Below are 18303 nucleotides of genomic sequence, written 5' to 3' on the forward strand. Positions count from 1 at the left end.
ATATGTGCGGAATTGTCGGTGGCGTTGCAGAACGTAATATTAGCAATATTTTAATTGAAGGCCTAAAGCGCCTGGAATACCGTGGCTATGATTCAGCAGGTGTTGCGCTGATCAATGGCGGTCATGTACTACGCGAACGTCGCGTGGGTAAAGTGATCAATCTGGAACAGGCGGTGAATGAGTCGAATATCCAAGGTTCACTGGGTATTGCACATACCCGTTGGGCAACACATGGCAAACCGACTGAAAATAATGCTCACCCGCATGTTTCTGGTACGGTTGCTGTAGTGCATAACGGTATTATTGAAAACTATCAAGAACTGAAAGATGATCTTGAAGCACTGGGCTATGTGTTTACTTCACAAACGGATACCGAAGTGGTTGCGCATCTGGTGAATGATGCATTGAAATCTACCTCTAGCCTTCTAGAAGCGGTTCAACAGGTTGTTCCTCAGCTCAAAGGGGCTTATGCACTGGGTATCGTACATACAGATCATCCTGATGAACTGATTACTGTGCGTGAAGGTTCGCCTTTAGTGATTGGCGTAGGCATTGGCGAGAACTTTATCAGTTCGGATCAATTGGCCCTGCTTCCAATCACCAACCGTTTTATTTACCTGGAAGAAGGTGATATTGCGCGTTTAACACGCAACAGCATTGAAGTGTTTGTGGATGGACAATTGGTGAATCGTCCAGTAAAAGAACTGGATGCAACAGTCAGCACTGCGTCTAAAGGTGAATATAAGCACTACATGCTCAAAGAAATTTATGAGCAACCTGAAGCGATTCAGCAGACCATTTCACAGGCATTGAACGGCAACGATCTACGTGAAGATTTCTTGCAAAATGCGGTTGTTGATTTTGAAAAAATTCAACAGGTGCAAATTATTGCCTGTGGTACCAGTTATCATGCCGGCATGATTGCAAAATACTGGTTTGAGCAACTGATTGATCTGCCTTGCCAGGTCGAAATTGCCAGCGAATTCCGTTACCGCACCCCTGTGATTGTCAATAACACACTTTATGTATGTATTTCTCAATCAGGCGAGACTGCCGATACCTTGGCTGCGCTGCGTGATACCCAAAAACGCGCTGCCGCAAAAAATTTAAACATTACAACCATGACCATTTGTAATGTAGCAACATCTTCTATGGTACGTGAAACCAATCATAGCCTGTTAACCTTGGCTGGACCTGAGATTGGCGTTGCTTCAACCAAAGCTTTCACCACCCAGCTTGCAGCACTCATGCTGTTGGTACTCAAGATTGGTCAAGTGAAGCAAAGTATCTCTGCTGAACAGATGACAGCGATTATTGCTGATTTATGGCATACCCCGAAAGTCATTTTAGATACTTTGCAACATGATAAAGACATTTTACGTTTATCTGAACTGTTTGTAGAAAAGCAGCACTGCCTGTTTTTAGGTCGTGGTACCGAGTTTCCGATTGCCCTTGAAGGTGCGTTGAAACTGAAAGAAATTTCATATATTCATGCCGAAGGTTATGCAGCTGGTGAACTGAAACATGGTCCATTGGCACTGGTAGACAATGACATGCCTGTGGTGATTCTTGCTCCGCAAGACGACATGCTCGACAAGCTCAAATCCAATATGGAAGAAGTTCAGGCCCGTGGTGGTGAACTGTTTGTCTTTGCCGATGAAAACAGCGGCATTAAAGGCAAAGACCGTCAACATGTGGTTCATATACCAGAAATCAGTCCGATCCTTGCTCCGATTGTTTACAGCATTCCTGTGCAGCTCCTGTCTTACCACGTAGCAGTATTACGAGGTACCGATGTCGATCAGCCACGTAATCTGGCGAAGTCGGTCACTGTTGAATAAAGATAGAGATGCATAAAAAGGCTGTGTTTGTATAATTAAGTTTGTATCAAATAATTAAGTTTAGATTTAATTATTTTAGTTTGTATATTGATAAAGTAAGCAAACAGCAAATCGAACCCTTTAGGTATGGTAGTTCTCTGCCAAATCTAAAGGGTTTTTTAATATAATGCAATCTAAATTAAAACCCATACTACAAAAATAAGTTTTTATTAAAATACAATATATTCAATAGTATATATCTACATAAAACTCTTATTTAACATTCAATAAGTATCAATTTTTTAAATTTATCTTGAAAATATCATTCTTATTTAAGCTGATCTTTGCCTTTCTGAGCAAAAAATAGTGTTTCAAATGATGGAAATCTGCAAACAAACTTAATTTTGCTCATAATTTAATATATAAAATTTACATACAAACTTAATTTTAAAATTAAAAAATAATGAATTCAAAATATCAATAACTTAGGGTAAAAAATAAAACAAACTTAATTAAATTCCCATAATTAGGCATAGTATTTAGTCATAAAAGTATTAGATTAGGAAGGAACTATGCTCACTAAGACGTGTTATGAATGATTTAGCCTATCAATAATGTTTCCAAAGTCTATTAATTGAGTATTAAAATACTCAATTAAAACTTAAGCTATTAAATTATATGAATAATATAGTTAAAATTATAGAATTTTGTTTGTATATGAATATATTTAAGTTTGTATATTTTTGCCAAATACAAAATTAGCTACCTTCAGATATGATGAATTATCAACCAAAATTCACAGGTCTTCTGTATGGCAAAAATTATAAAAAACTATGAAGAATTAGTAACAGCAGGATATGGCCAAGGCCATGGACGCGATTATAAACCTTGCAAAACTGTTCAAAACTTCAGTTCAATTGGTCGCTCTCACAGAGTACAAGGTCGTGTCAGTAAACGTCTTCATCACTTATTTTCTGATCTAGAGCTATCCACTTTTTTACTACTTGATTGGAATCAGAAAGTTACAGATATTCGCGAACATTATCCTTTAGATATTTATGATCTTAACTCTATATGTTCTCGTTATCGGATGAAAAAGGTATCGGTTGATTATATACCGTTTACCCTATCTTCAGATTTTTTAGTTGATTTTGGCAAGTTTTCTATAGCACTTGACACTCTTTACAGCAAGGATCTGAATAAAGCCCATATTATTGAGTCATTAGAAATTAAACGTCGTTACTGGGAAGAAGAACACAATACTCCGTTCAAGCTGATTACTGAAAAAGACATTCCTGCGACGGTACTAGAGAACATTAAATGGCTGTATGTAGAAAAAAATGATCTTGAAATAACGAATCACATGATTGATCAAGCAGTTTATTTTATGGAAGAAATTAGCCAGTATCCTCAAAGCTCCTTAATCACCTTCTGCAAGCATATTGATCAAACTCAAAAACTGGATATCGGAACGACGCTCGCATTGTTCAGAAAACTATTTGCACTGCGAATACTGCAATTTAATCTAGAAATTTCGTACTTGGAGCTTAAACTCTCTGATATTCATGCAAGTAATTTGCTCCAGAATGAGAATACAGTCCATGCAACTAATTAATTCAGTTTACATCTTGAATTCAACACAATACCGAATACTCAAATTCCTACCGCAGTATACGGTATGGATTTCTATTGATAATAAAAATGCATTCCCTGAACTCATTTTGTCCAAGGAGCTTCAAACTCTCTCAGATGATCAAAGCCTGATACCAGCACAAGATCCTTATGAATACTTAAAACGATTAAACTTGAGTAAAGATTCTATTCAACTCAAAAAAAGAGAGGAAAACTTTTCAATTATTCAAGAGCTAATTAATGATGAACAAGTTCTTATCAATGCAAAAATAAGAACAGCAAAAGTTAAAATGATACATCTGGAAAAAGAGGTATCAATTAATAAAATTCTACGACTACTAAGACGTTACTGGCAACGTGGGCAAACTATAAATGCTTTGGTACCTGACTATGAAAACTCAGGTGGAAAAGGCCAAAAAAGAGTTATAGGTAATAAAAAGATTGGCAGACCACGAATCTATGAATCAAGTGAAGGTAAGAATGTCACTGAACAGGTTGAATTGTATTTTAAGAAAGCCATCGAAGAGTATTTAATCCCTATCAAAAAACAATCCATTAACGAAACTTATCTTCGGTTTAAAAATTCATTTTCTAAGCACTTTCATCAAGTGCAAGCTGCAGATATTCCAACGTATGCTCAATTCTATTATTTTTATAATACGCGATACAGAAATAAGAACAACTCCAAGGAAATTCTGACGAATCAGAAAACCCTGAAAGATCACAAACCTCTGACTTCAACAGCAACCAAGCAAGCAAATGGTCCTGGTGCGCGTTATGAAATAGATTCAACAATTGCTGATATCTACCTTGTATCATCACGAGATCCATCACAGATTATTGGCAGACCTACTGTATATATTGTTATCGATGTATTCAGCCGGATGATTACCGGGCTTTATGTCGGTATGGAAAATAGTTCATTTAACACAGCCATACAATGCCTCAGCGTCGCAATCCAAGATAAAGTGACGTTCTGTCAGAGTTACGGCTTGCAAATACAATCGGAAGACTGGCCTATTTATGGTTTACCTGGTGCCATACTTGCAGACCGAGGTGAACTAATTGGATATCAAATTGAACTTCTTGAAAAAAACTTTTCTGTTCGAATTGAAAATGCTCCACCGTATCGAAGCGATGCCAAAGGTATTGTGGAGAGGGCTTTCGGAATCATTCAGTCACGCTTTAAATCCTACGAGAATATCGGTGTTGTTTCTGGATTCAAGGAAAAAAAGAAAGGTGGACATGATTATCGGCTAGAAGCTTGTCTGACTCTGGAAGAGTTCAGAAAAATCATATTAAGTTGCGTCTTATTACGCAATAATTTTGATGTTTTGACGAAATATGATCGCAGTGCCGATATGCCGACTGACCTGCCTTCTATCCCTCTTAAACTCTGGCAGTGGGGCCTACAGCACCGTACTGGGATGTTGAGACAAGTGGATAACAAATCACTATATGTTGGCTTGCTACCTAGGATCGATGCCTCCTTAAGTGATAAAGGACTTAAAGTCAAAGGATTAGTCTATCAATGTCTGGAAATGCATCAACAAGGCTGGTTTATTCGTAACACGACCAAATCCCGCCCGAAAAAGTTGCGGATTGGTTTTGACCCATACTCAGTAAATACCATTTATGTTTTCTTTGATGAAAATAAATTGGAATACTGGGAAGCCCACTTAAGTGATGCCTCACGTCAATATCAGCATCTGACCTGGTGGGAAGCTGAACAAATTCAAAAAGCGATCAAAACTGTTGAAAAACAGCATTCGCAACTAAAGTCTGTAGCCATCAGTGAATTGCAGGATTTTACTGACAAAATCATTCATGCAGCACAGAGTCGGCAGGCTCAAGTAGGAGTTCACCAACTTTCTAAAGCACAACGTACTCGGGATATCCGTCAGAATAAACAAGAAGCTATCCAAGTGGAACGTGCGGAACATCTCCAGAACAGACCCAGCAATTCTATCCGGACTATCCATCCCAACCAAGACAATTCTCAAATATCCCAATCTGACAGCAGTAATCTGGATTTAACCAGTCAACCAGACTTAATGAGACAATTATTTGAAGAGGACGATGAAGAATGAATAATAATGAAATAGTAGTTAATACATCGATACAAGACATCTATGGGGATAATCCTCTCATTACTAAATTACCGCCTATCCTTGATACGAAGTCAGTCATTAAACACCTACGAGGAAAACTGAAATTTATTCCGGAGCAGCGTTTCTTACCTCAACCAGAAAGAATCCATCTGATTGCTCAGCTGCCTCATGATTTTTTTCAACCACTGACCAAACATCTATCACTGGAACAAAAAATTTCTATCATGATCCGGCAAGGTTACGTGAGTAGAAACATCAATAATGGTGATAGACAAAGGCATTTGCACGCCGCTTTTCAACAACTTGAACCATCAAATGAAAGTTCTTACCGATATGCACCTCCAGAATCAACTGCGACCAGCATGTCAATTATAGGATGCTCAGGAAGCGGCAAAACAACGACGATGAACAAGATTTTGCGTTATTACCCGCAAGTGATTGGGCATAAAGAGCTAGGATTAAAACAAATTGTTTTCCTTAAAATTGATTGCCCGCATGACAGCTCTTTAAAAAACTTATGTTCAAACTTTTTTAGAGCAGTAGATTTAGCGTTAGGAGATACTAACTTTGAGCATCGTTTCACCAGAAGCCGCTTAAATGTGAATGCCATGCTGCAACAGATGAAAATTATCGCAAATAATTATTCTATTGGACTTTTAATCATTGATGAAATCCAGCATTTGAATACAAAAAAATCTGGCGGGGCTGAGATCATTCTTAATTTCTTTGTCACGCTGGTGAATGTGGCATCCATCCCTATCGTGATGATTGGGACACCTAAAGCCAATGAAATCCTGCAAGAAGACTTAAGGTCAGCTAGACGCAGTGCAGGATTAGGCTCTTTAATCTGGGAACCTATGCGAAATGAAGCGCCTATTCCCGATCCTGGCGACCCTGATCAAATGATCATTTCTGAATGGTATGCCTTTACCAACAAGCTGTGGCAATATCAATGGGTTCAACAACCAGCTGAACTGACCAATGAATTAAGAAACACTTGGTATTATTATACGCAGGGTATTCCAGATCTAGTGGTTAAGCTGTTCTGTCTAGTACAAATTCACGCCATCACCATCGGCCTGGAAAAAATCACCTCAGAATTATTTAAAAAGGTCTATGAAGAACAATTACAGCCAGTCCATGACATTTTAGATGCACTGCGTTCAGGTAATCCCACACGTATTGCACGGTATTCTGACCTAACCATCCCTCAAGTTCAAATTGAAGAATATGTTGAAAAACAACGTTTTAAATCTGAATTAAAAATGAAAAAACAGCATAAAGATTTAGGACCGCATTATTCTACCCTCATTGGTATGCTGACAGCCTTAGGTCACTCTCCTACTGTAATTGAGCCACATGTCACTTCTACACTAAAACAATATCCGAACGAAAACTTACAGGTATTACTCCAGCATATTTTGGAGATATTAGATAGCTCTTTAACTGAAGATCTGCGTGAGCACCATCAGAATTCCATTCTTATCAAAAAGCCAAGAAAATCACGCAAAGTCATGAAAGAAGACGAGTGGAAAAATACAGAAGCCTGTGATTTACGGAATTTTTTCAGTCAAGCACAGGAACAGGAAGTAGATGTCTATGAGCTATTAAAATCATCTAACTACCTGTTTAATCCTATACAACCAATTCTACATTAAGTGAAAAGTGGGGAGACCAAGGCATCATGATTTCGAATTTTCCCACCCCATATCAGGATGAATTAATTTACAGTGTGATTGCACGTTATGCCGTTCACCATGGAATTCTGAGTCCAAAATATCTCACAGAAGAATTATTCGACAATAGGAACTTAACACCAACTTACGATTTACCATGTCATCTAGGCAGATTGGCTAGTTATTTACCAGATTACTTTGATGCACTCCGTTTAATTAACCAGCACACATTGCTGCCAATTTATCAACCGTTTCAACCTAAAGCTGTGATGACTTATGCTGTACAGGTATTACAAGGTGAAGAGAACCAATCACTGCATACCAAGCTGGGAAAAAATGCGTCACGAATCAAATCCGTAAATTTTTTTCGGTTCTGCCCTCATTGCTGGCAAGAGCAGATGGAACAACATGGTGAAGTTTATTGGAAACGTAGCTGGCAGATTACAGGATATGAATATTGTACAAGGCATACGTCTCCCCTTTTTGTAAGCTCTGTCTCGTGTAATGGACTAGACCGAAGGTACTATGTTGCTCATTTAAATGCTCTTAAGGATTCTTCACAGTTCGAATTTAATCCACAGGACTTACATCACCATATCGAGCTTGCAGAACTAATCGAAGAGCTACTCACTCATTCAACCTGCATCACTGTACAAGATTTTTCGACTTTATCGAATGCCTATTTCAATCTCTTGAAAGACAGGGATTTACTATCAGGTCAAAAAAATGTCAACTATGAAAAAGTCCGTCAACTTGTTGTCGATTATTGGGGTGAAAGTTTTCTTCAATACTATCACCTAGGTGATCTGCGGTCTGAGAATTGCTGGCTCAAGAATATCTGCAGAAAACACCGAAAAGCTTTTTCATATCTCGAACATTTGATCCTGATAAGGGCTCTGGTTCCCACATGCAGCCCAATTCACACGTATCAACAATACCTTGATATGGCGGCCACAGCTATAGAAGAACAAACCATCCCAGTCAATGTGAAATCTGAGACTAATCAAATATTTTCGGATGATCAAATCAAATGGATACAGTTAATTCAGGAATTACCAGTCAAATCAGCCCGCCAAAAAAATGGTGCACTGTATGCTCGTTTGTATCGTAGCCAAAAAGAATGGCTATTAAAGATCAATCAAACCGCTGTCATGGCACCACTCTCCCCACCCAAGCCACGTGTGGACTGGAATACTCGGGATCGTCAGTTTATGAAACAACTGATTAAGATACGTGATGAATTATTAGAAGACATCGACTCACCACAATGGACTAAAAAATTTTTGATCAAACAACTAGGTCATGTCAGCCTGATTGAAAAAAACTGGCATCTTATGCCGTTGACCAAAACATTTTTGGAGCGCTACGCTGAGTCAGTCGACTGTTATCAAATACGTCGTCTTACTCGGACATTTATTCATCAACAGACTGAGAATAAGTACTATTCACCGAGTGTCTTTCTACGCCTATCCGGATTAAGCCCAGAACGCTTAACGCCAGAAGCACGTCGATTTTTTGATAATATTATGGGGAAATAAAGAATGAGTGATTGTCCAATTGAGTATTTACCGGATGATATAATTTATTATACTGCGACAAAAATTAGTAGACGTGGTCAAACTCGGTTTGATATTGATACTCGTTTGTTTAACCCTATTATTAAGCGCTCTATTCAGCTTAAATTACCGATTGAGAGTATTCTTCTTTATTACTATAACACTCCAATTGCTGATTACTATCCAAAGAAATTATTTAACCATACACTGAAAGCAATAGATTTTTCAGCACTCAACGCTTTGGATTTATCAGAGAACAGTAATCAGAAAATTCATACCGATCGGTTATGCTTTAAATTTAATTATGATTCACCGATATTAAATAAAAGTATTACGATTCTTTTACCTAAGCTCATTCTTGCTCGGGATCTATTTTTTTCACACCCCTATCTTTTACGTGCAGCACTTTTTGCAGAAAACTATTCCACAGATATTTTAGTGGATACAAATGATGAAAAGGCTATCCATATTACTGTCGCACAAAACAAAAAAATTATGAAAGCAGATATTTCTGATCCTCATTTTTTGAAAAAATTGGCTTTAATTCTATTACAACCTGATTTAAATAAAGCCTTCCTTAGCATTTATCAGAAAACAATTACTGATCAAAACAATACTAAAGATTTTAATTTTGACATGGAGGCTCCTGAGATCAAAAATATTGATCTAACAGTAGATGGAATTTATGATAAAGAAACAGGTATTTACAGAATTGAGCGCATAACATCTTTCAAAAATCTTGATACAGCAATCAACCGCCCTATTCAATTTCATTTCACTTCAAAAAAAATTATACAACAGATCAAAAATGCTCAAGGATCAGGTTCAAATAAACCAAAACCAGCGAGTCAACCTAAAGAGAAATTGAATAAAAATGCTGAGGCTGATACTGATAAATTACTGACCAAGCTAAGAAACCTACCTGGAGAAATTTATACGATAGAAGAATTAAAAATTTCTTTAGAGACACCTCCTGCTGAAACTGTAGTACGGAAAAGACGAAAACAAATGGATAAAGATCAAAATCAAGAAGAAGGATTTGCTGGAGGCGAAGGAGATATAGAGGGTACGGTGCCTGGATTTACAACAGAATCAGAAATTCAACTAGAGCGAATTACTCATGAAGATCTGATTAAGGTACTAGAGGAAATCAAGAAAAAGGGATACAAAGTTCAAGAGATCAAAAATTCACCTTTTAAAAAATATAAGCTTTTTAGAGGACACAAGTTTGCCAATACTCAACCACGATACTTTTATGTATATAAAATTCTAAATATACAAAATGATGAGCAATTCTATCTATGTGAAATTGATACGTCAGATGGCAAAAAGAACATATCTACGCTATTACTTAAATATGAGGAAAAAACTCGATTATTAATCGAAACAGAGTTGGAAAAATTAAATAATTCTATACTTTCTCAATCACTAAGTTGGCCTAAAAAATTTCTATCTGAAGTAAGAGGTATTACTATGTTTACTACAATTAATCATCCTTCAAAAAAGGAACAGGTAGAAGAACTGAATTATTACACTGACTGGGCTCAACGGATCTTAGAAAAGGTAAAATCGATATAAATTTTATTAAGAGCTGACATATAAAACAGCATGCTAGAATACTAAACTTTAAAAATTAGATTAAAAAGCACTCTATCCGCTTAAACATCTCTTTTTTACAGAAGATATAAAAGTTAAACAGTAACTTAGCATATAGGAACTATTTTCCTCCTATAATTATACATCCCTTACTTCTCAGGAATTATTTCGAGAATTCAGATGACAGAACTCAATTGTTTTAAAGCTTATGATATTCGCGGCAAACTCGGCACTGAACTAAATGAAGAAATTGCTTATAAAATTGGCCGGGCTTATGGCCAAATTTATCAACCTAAAACAGTGGTCATCGGTTGTGATATCCGTCTCAGCAGTGAGGGCCTGAAACAGGCCATTATTTGCGGTTTAAATGATGCAGGTGTGAATGTCTTGGATTTAGGCATGACCGGTACGGAAGAAGTTTATTTTGGAGCATTCCACCTGGACGTTCAAGGCGGTATTGAAGTCACTGCCAGTCATAATCCGATGGATTACAACGGCATGAAACTGGTGCGTGAAAATGCACGTCCAATCAGTGCAGATACCGGTCTAAAAGACATTCAGCTTTTAGCAGAATCGGGAGTATTTAAAGAGGTCGAGCAAAAAGGGACGACCGAAAAATATAATATCCTGCCTGAATTCGTAGATCATCTCATGACTTACATCGAACCCTCAAAAATTGCACCAATGAAATTGGTGGTAAACGCGGGTAATGGTGCAGCGGGTCATGTGATTGATGCGATTGAAGAAAAATTCAAAGTCCTGAATGTACCGGTAGAATTTATTAAAATTCACCATGAAGCCGATGGCACCTTCCCGAATGGTATTCCTAACCCGCTGCTCGTTGAAAACCGTGACAGTACACGTAAAGCCGTTATTGAGCATGGGGCTGACATGGGCCTTGCCTGGGATGGCGACTTTGACCGCTGCTTCCTGTTTGATGAAAAAGGCCAGTTTATTGAAGGCTATTATATTGTCGGTTTATTGGCACAAGCGTTCTTGCTGAAACAGTCAGGTGAGAAAATTGTGCATGACCCTCGCCTGGTCTGGAATACCTTTGACATTGTTGAACAATACCAGGGTGAAGCGATCCAGTCCAAATCCGGTCATTCTTTCATTAAAGAAAAAATGCGTGAGCATAATGCCGTGTATGGCGGAGAAATGAGTGCACACCATTATTTCCGTGACTTTGCTTATTGCGACAGCGGCATGATTCCATGGCTGTTAGCGGTGTCAGTATTGTCTGAAACCCAAAAACCGTTGTCTGACCTAGTAGAAGAAATGATTGCAAAATTCCCATGCTCAGGTGAAATCAACTTCAAAGTGGCAGATACCCAAACGACCATTCAAAAGATTTTTGATCACTATGCCGATCAAAATCCCGCCATTGATCAAACGGACGGTGTGAGCCTGGATTTTGGCGCATGGCGTGTCAATGTTCGTGCATCCAATACCGAACCATTATTACGCCTGAATATTGAAAGCCGTCGTGACCAAAATCCACGACCGATGCAGGACTATGTCGATGAGCTGACCCAATTGATTCAAGGCTAAGGATCGCTGGTATTAAAAAGGAGCTTGATCGAAAGCTCCTTTTTTATATCTACTGGTTGCGATAACCATTCGGATTCTGCTTTTGCCAGTTCCAGCTGTCTGCCAGCATATCTTCCAGAGTATATTGCGGTTTCCAGCTTAACTCTTGCACAGCACGGCTATTGTCTGCAAATGAAGTCGCTACATCGCCTTCACGACGCGGCTCAATGCTATAGGCGACCGGCACATGGTTGACCCGTTCGAACGTCTTGACCACTTCCAGAACCGATGAGCCCTGACCGGTTCCAATATTCCAGGCACGACAGCCTTTTGCCATAAGGCGATTATTCAAGGCACACAAATGCGCATTCGCCAAATCTACCACATGGATATAATCGCGCACCCCAGTTCCGTCAACGGTATCGTAATCATTGCCGAAGATCGCCAGTTTTTCACGGCGGCCCACTGCCACCTGAGTAACAAATGGCATCAGGTTATTCGGAATGCCTTGCGGGTCTTCCCCAATACGGCCACTTTTATGCGCACCGACCGGATTGAAATAACGTAACAAAGCAATCGACCAGCGCTCATCTGCCAGGGACAATTTCTGTAAAAGCTGTTCAACCATCAGTTTGGTATAACCATAGTTATTACTTGGCATACCTGTAGGCATGTCTTCATTTAAAGGCGATACATTGGCCTCATCATACACGGTGGCCGATGAACTGAAGACCAGATTAAATACCCCTGCGCGCTGCATGGCCTGTACCAGTTGAATGGAGCCAGAAATATTATTGTCAAAATATGCCAGTGGAATTTGCTGGCTTTCCCCTACCGCTTTTAGCCCGGCAAAATGAATCACCGCATCAATGTGGTGCTGCTGAAAAACCTGATCTAGAACCTGGGCATCGCGAATGTCACCTTGCACAAAAGTCAGGGTTTTTCCGCAGATCTGTTGTACACGGTTTAAAGATTCTTCCGAACTATTGCAGAGATTATCCAGCACAATGACATTATGCTCTGAATTTAACAGCTCCACACAGGTATGCGAGCCAATATAGCCTGCACCGCCAGTCACCAAAATTTTAGCCATGGGTTTTTCCTAATAGTATCTTTAATAAACCTTGAGTCGAGGCATCCAGCTCTGAAATATTCTGACTTTCGCCACTTAAAATCGGCAACAGCTGATTGGCAATTTCCTTGCCCTTTTCAACACCCCACTGGTCAAAGGGATTGATATTCCACAGTACAGACTGCACAAACACTTTATGTTCATACATGGCAATCAGCATCCCCAGGCTATAGGGTGTCAGCTCTTTGAGTAAAATGGTGCTACTGGGCTGATTGCCTGCATATTGTTTATAGGCAGGTAAATCATTGAGTTCAGCCTGATCCAAAGCCTGATTGCCAAATGCCAGCAAGCGCGACTGTGCCAGACAGTTGGACAGTGCCAAATGATGCTGCTCAATCAAGGCCTGGGCATTATAGCGTTTTACCGGAGCAATGAAATCACAGCTGACCGCTTGTGTGCCTTGATGCAATAACTGGTAGAAAGCATGCTGGGCATTCGGTCCAACCTCGCCCCACACAATCGGGCAAGTATTGGTTTCAACATGCTCACCTGTACGTTGAATCGATTTGCCATTCGATTCCATTTCCAGTTGTTGTAAATACGAAGCAAAATATTTTAAACGGCCATCATAAGGCAAAATGGCATGGGTCTGGATATCTAGAAAGTTGGTATTCCAGGCACCCAGCAAACCCATCAACACCGGAATATTCTGTGCAAAAGGGGCATTCCGGAAATGCTGATCCATGGCATAAGCCCCGGCCAGCAGCTGCTTGAAGCCTTCAACCCCAATGGTTAATGCAATCGGCAAGCCAATACACGACCAGAGCGAATAGCGCCCGCCGACCCAGTCCCAGAGCAACAACTGATTTTCAGGCGCAATGCCCCATTCGGTCATTTTCTCGGGTTTGGTGGATACTCCGATAAAATGGTGCTTGAGAATATGCGGATGCTGACCAAGTGCTTTTTCCAGCCACAAACGCACGGTTTGCGCATTGGATAAAGTATCAATGGTACCAAAAGACTTGGATGAGATAATAAATAAAGTGGTCTCGGGGCGCAGCTGATGCAGCAATGCTGAAAGCTGGCTGCCATCTATGGTCGAGACAAAGTGCACATCTAAAGGCTTGGTGGTCTGTTTTTTAAAATCAGATAGCGCATGACTAACCATTAATGGCCCAAGATCTGACCCTCCAACACCAATATTGACCACATCCTGAATCACTTCCCCGGTTGCACCGCGAAACTGACCGGCATGAATTTTTTCCACCAGGGCATACATGCGCTGAAGTTGCTGATGAACCTGTGCTGTAACTTCAGCATGCTGTTGATCATACGGAGGCAAACGCAATGCCCAGTGCATCGCCGCACGCTGTTCGGTATAGTTAATGGCTTCACTGGAAAATAGCCGTTTAATCCAGGGCTTGAGCTCTTGTGCATTAGCCCATTCAACCAAATGGTCAAGTACCGCCTGATTGATCCGATGCTTGCTAAAATCAAAAATCACATTGTCTAAATTTACAGAGAATTTTTGAAAACGCTCATGATCTTCTGCAAAGTAATCGCTTAAATGTTTATTTTTCAATTCATTTTTCAAGTTCAGCAGCTTGTTTAGAACACTATCAATCTCTTCTACTGGATAAGGTTGTGCTTGAGTCATCATTTAACGTCCTACCCCCATATAGGCAAATCCCTGCGCTTTCACATAATCTGGATTATAAATATTTCGACCATCCAGAATCAGCGGATGCTGCATGATTTTTAATAAAGTCGGGTAATCGGGACTCCAATATTGTTTCCAGGCAGTTAACAGGCATAAGGCATGTGCGCCGTTTACGGCTTCATACTGGTCTGTACAATAAATCAGGTCCGCACGATGTCCATAGACTTTCTCAATTTCCGCCAATGCTTGCGGATCATGCAGTTTGACCGTCACGCCTTGCGCCCATAAGGCTTTCAGCATGGTATGAATGGGGGATTGCTGGATACGTGCCGTATTTTCTTTAAAAGAGGCACCCCAAATTGCCACCGTTTTAGCTTTTAAATCACCATGGTAATAATTCCATAGTTTTCTAAACAGCAGCTCTTTTTGCTGTTCATTGATTTCCCAGACCTGCGCCAATAGCTGACTTTTCGCCCCTGTACCGGAAACGGTATTGGCCAAAGTGAGAATATCATGTGAGAAGTTCTCTCCCCCAAAACCTGCACCTGGATACAGATACGACGACCCGATCCGGCTATCCGCTGCCATGCCCTGCCGCACATGCTCGATATCAATCCCCAGTTTTTCAGCCACGACAGCCAAATCATTGATATAACTAATGCGTGTCGCCAACATGCCTGAAATGCTGAGTTTGGTAAATTCAGCATCTAAAATGGGCATAAATAAATATTGCTGATGGCGCGGAAATAGTGGCCGCAATAATTCCTGGATTTTGTGTTGAACCTTGCTTTGCTCACAGCCCACAATCAACTGTTCGGCTTGAGTCATGCTGGCCAAAGCATTCCCCTCCTGAATAATATCGGGTAAATACACCCAGTCATCTTCAGGTAAATACTTTTGCAATTTGTCCGTACCATGCAAGCCTAGCGTGGACGCATTAATCATCAGTTTAGGATGAATAATTTGACGCTGACCGATTTCTTTTAATATTTCAATGCCTAAATTTTCTTCAGTCGGATTAAAACTAAAGAAATAGGCATCGATATCCAGAGCAATATCATTCAGGTGACAGTATTTTAAAAACCCATTTTTTTCCTGTTTATCCAGTAACTGTTTGACCGCATCATCTTGGGCATAGGCGTGTTCTAAAGCACTTTTTTTTAAAAAATCACACCAGTACACCTGATGACCGCATTCGGCCAACAATGCTGAAAGAACACCTGAATACAGGGTTTGTCCAAATACTGTAACCTTCATCATTCACCGCCTTATAATGCAATTTCCCGGATGAGTGCTTTAAAGTCCTCACCCAATTTAGGATGATCTACACCATAATGTAACACGGCTTTGAGATAACCCAGTTTGCTGCCGCAGTCAAAGGTTTGACCTTTCATGCGATAGGCTTCAACTGTTTCGGTCTTTTGTAATTCCGCAATCGCATCGGTGAGCTGAATTTCGTTGCCTGCACCTTTGGGGGTATTTTCCAATAACTGCATAATCTTGGCAGGTAACACATAACGCCCTACGACGGAAAGATTGGAAGGTGCCGTACCGACTGCCGGTTTTTCAACGATCCCTTGCATCACGCTACTTTCACCTTCTAAAGGTGAGCTTGCAACATCTACAATACCGTATTGATCGACCAGATGATCCGGCACAGCTTCCACCATAATTTGTGAAGCTTGAGATGCCTTAAAACGTTGAATCATCAAACTTAGGTCATTGACCGGATCAGAATCTTTTACCAGTACATCGGGCAGTAAGACTGCAAAGTCATCATCACCAATAACATCTTTGGCACAAAGCACGGCATGACCCAAACCCAAGGGTTGTGGCTGGCGTACGCTGATCACACTGATATGGGGAGGGAGAACTTCAGTAATTTCTTTCAGCAAATCGAATTTCTTTTTGTTTTCAAGCGTCGTTTCCAGCTCAAAGTTCCGGTCGAAATAGTTTTCAATCGATGCTTTAGATGAATGGGTCACCAGGATAATTTGTTCAATGCCTGCTGCAACAGCCTCACGTACCACATATTCAATGGCTGGACGGTCAACCACAGTGACCATTTCTTTAGGAATAGATTTACTGGCCGGTAAAAAACGTGTGCCTAGGCCTGCGACTGGGAGAATGGCTTTTTTGATCATAATTTTAAATATAACTTTTGATGTGAAGTTTAAGATTCTACTTTTTCAGACTGAACTTGAGGGTCATTACCTTTAAATAATGATGGACCGACATGACCAGGAGCATTAATACCTTCTTTATTGGTCATAACAGATACTGTTTTGAACATGATCTTAAAATCAACCAATAATGAGTGATTATCGACATACCATACATCACATTTAAAGCGCTCTTCATAATCCAATTCGTTACGACCACTTACCTGTGCTAAGCCAGTCATACCTGGGCGTACTTCAAGACGGCGAGCCTGCTCGGGTGAATATAGTTCTACAAATTCTTTTAGCATAGGACGGGGTCCAACAATACTCATTTCGCCTTTAAGCACATTAATTAATTGTGGCATTTCATCTAAGCTGGTAGATCTAAGTTTTTGACCAAAAGGTGTAATACGTTGATCATCTGGTAAAGAATTCCCTTCTTTATCAAAGCCATTCTTCATAGAACGAAACTTGATCATTTTAAAAAGTTTACCGTTTTTACCCGGCCTCTCTTGTAAGAAAAAGATAGGAGATCCTAAATTTTTACGAACCTTATAGGCAACAAACAAGAAAACAGGTGACAAAATTATTAATGCAATAAGTGATATAATGATGTCTATGAAACGTTTCATCGCCAAGTTTCCCAAGCTATCTATGATTTTTTTTTCGAAGAAAAGTATTGTAAACCTTACCCAATAAAGACCTAGGCATAAGTCTACATACTGACCTTATAAGAAACAGCATATTAGCATAAATTGGATTTTGTAACTTAAGTTCTTTTTTTAAATCAAGTAACTGTTTTTCACTTCTAATATATTTTAAACCTCTACGTCGCGCATGCATACCATTATCAATACGTGCATACACTAATATATCTTGCAAATTTTGAATCTTATAACCTTTAGCAATTACTCTTAAGAATAAATTATAATCTTCCATCAATAAATGATGTTTGTAACCACCAACTTCTAAAATTTTTGTTTTTCTATAAGCAATTGTCATATTATTGAATGGGCTTTGACGTTTAGCATAATTTCTTAAATCTAAATTTTCTAACGGAACTTTTCTCATTCCAGTAGGTGATTTTATATTATCAATAAATTCTGTAATTTGCCCTCCGAGGATCACCAAATCGGGATCCTCAGACAAAACCCTGATTTGCTTTTCAAACCGACCTGATACACTAATATCATCAGTATCAACAATACATACAATTTCATTACTGCATTGCTGCAAGCCTATATTTTTTGCTTTTCCAGTACCAACATTTTTTTCAAGTTTTATAATCTTTAAAATATTTCTAAGCTTATTTTTCCAATGTATAATAACCTGATCTAATTCAGGCGTTAAAGGGCCATCTTCAACTAAAATAATTTCTGTAGGCTTTAAAGTTTGTCTATCCCAAATGCTTTCCATACAAGCATTAAAATGTAATGGATTTTCTTTATGATAAATAGAACTTAAAACAGAAAACATGAAATTTGATCC

General features: G+C 39.3%; 13 protein-coding genes. 7 read left to right on the plus strand and 6 right to left on the minus strand.

What is annotated here, in order from left to right:
- Nucleotides 1-2: 2 nt before the first annotated feature.
- The 7 genes from glmS (at nucleotide 3) to ACE01R_RS08540 (ending at nucleotide 11942) form a co-directional block, all read left to right on the plus strand.
- On the plus strand, nucleotides 3-1841 hold the full coding sequence (gene glmS / locus ACE01R_RS08510; RefSeq protein ID WP_395550380.1) for a glutamine--fructose-6-phosphate transaminase (isomerizing): 1839 nt from the start codon (nucleotides 3-5) through the stop codon (nucleotides 1839-1841).
- Nucleotides 1842-2631: 790 nt separating this feature from the next.
- Entirely contained in the window at nucleotides 2632-3435 is an 804-nt protein-coding gene (locus tag ACE01R_RS08515; protein WP_395550381.1) for a TnsA endonuclease C-terminal domain-containing protein, read from the plus strand.
- On the plus strand, nucleotides 3422-5542 hold the full coding sequence (locus ACE01R_RS08520; protein WP_395550382.1) for a Mu transposase C-terminal domain-containing protein: 2121 nt from the start codon (nucleotides 3422-3424) through the stop codon (nucleotides 5540-5542). The genes ACE01R_RS08515 and ACE01R_RS08520 overlap by 14 nt, the downstream gene beginning before the upstream one ends.
- Nucleotides 5539-7221: an ATP-binding protein gene (locus ACE01R_RS08525; RefSeq protein WP_395550383.1), complete on the plus strand. Its 1683-nt coding sequence runs from the start codon at nucleotides 5539-5541 to the stop codon at nucleotides 7219-7221. Before ACE01R_RS08520 ends, ACE01R_RS08525 begins: the two co-directional genes overlap by 4 nt.
- 26 nt (nucleotides 7222-7247) lie before the next feature.
- Nucleotides 7248-8777 (plus strand): TnsD family Tn7-like transposition protein, encoded by a 1530-nt coding sequence (locus tag ACE01R_RS08530; protein ID WP_395550384.1) that lies wholly within the window; start codon nucleotides 7248-7250, stop codon nucleotides 8775-8777.
- 3 nt (nucleotides 8778-8780) lie between these two features.
- Complete coding sequence (locus ACE01R_RS08535) at nucleotides 8781-10373, plus strand: Tn7-like element transposition protein TnsE (protein ID WP_395550385.1); 1593 nt, start codon at nucleotides 8781-8783, stop codon at nucleotides 10371-10373.
- 198 nt (nucleotides 10374-10571) lie between these two features.
- Complete coding sequence (locus ACE01R_RS08540; protein WP_395550386.1) at nucleotides 10572-11942, plus strand: phosphomannomutase CpsG; 1371 nt, start codon at nucleotides 10572-10574, stop codon at nucleotides 11940-11942.
- A 49-nt stretch (nucleotides 11943-11991) separates the two neighbouring features.
- Here the strand turns inward: ACE01R_RS08540 and galE are convergent, their stop codons facing one another.
- The 6 genes from galE to ACE01R_RS08570 are packed head-to-tail and all read right to left on the minus strand — an operon-like array spanning nucleotide 11992 to nucleotide 18291.
- Complete coding sequence (gene galE, locus ACE01R_RS08545; protein ID WP_395550387.1) at nucleotides 11992-13014, minus strand: UDP-glucose 4-epimerase GalE; 1023 nt, start codon at nucleotides 13012-13014, stop codon at nucleotides 11992-11994.
- Complete coding sequence (gene pgi / locus ACE01R_RS08550) at nucleotides 13007-14650, minus strand: glucose-6-phosphate isomerase (RefSeq protein ID WP_395550521.1); 1644 nt, start codon at nucleotides 14648-14650, stop codon at nucleotides 13007-13009. Before pgi ends, galE begins: the two co-directional genes overlap by 8 nt.
- Before the next feature lie 3 nt (nucleotides 14651-14653).
- Nucleotides 14654-15910, minus strand: a complete 1257-nt coding sequence (locus ACE01R_RS08555) for a nucleotide sugar dehydrogenase (protein ID WP_395550525.1) — start codon at nucleotides 15908-15910, stop codon at nucleotides 14654-14656.
- A gap of 11 nt (nucleotides 15911-15921) precedes the next feature.
- Nucleotides 15922-16797, minus strand: coding sequence for a UTP--glucose-1-phosphate uridylyltransferase GalU (gene galU / locus ACE01R_RS08560; protein ID WP_395550388.1), 876 nt, complete (start codon nucleotides 16795-16797; stop codon nucleotides 15922-15924).
- 29 nt (nucleotides 16798-16826) lie between these two features.
- Nucleotides 16827-17447 (minus strand): sugar transferase, encoded by a 621-nt coding sequence (locus tag ACE01R_RS08565; protein ID WP_395550389.1) that lies wholly within the window; start codon nucleotides 17445-17447, stop codon nucleotides 16827-16829.
- A 16-nt stretch (nucleotides 17448-17463) separates the two neighbouring features.
- Entirely contained in the window at nucleotides 17464-18291 is an 828-nt protein-coding gene (locus tag ACE01R_RS08570) for a glycosyltransferase (protein ID WP_395550390.1), read from the minus strand.
- Nucleotides 18292-18303 lie beyond the last annotated feature (12 nt).

The sequence above is a fragment of the Acinetobacter sp. BSP-28 genome (assembly GCF_044130285.1).
GTDB lineage: Bacteria > Pseudomonadota > Gammaproteobacteria > Pseudomonadales > Moraxellaceae > Acinetobacter.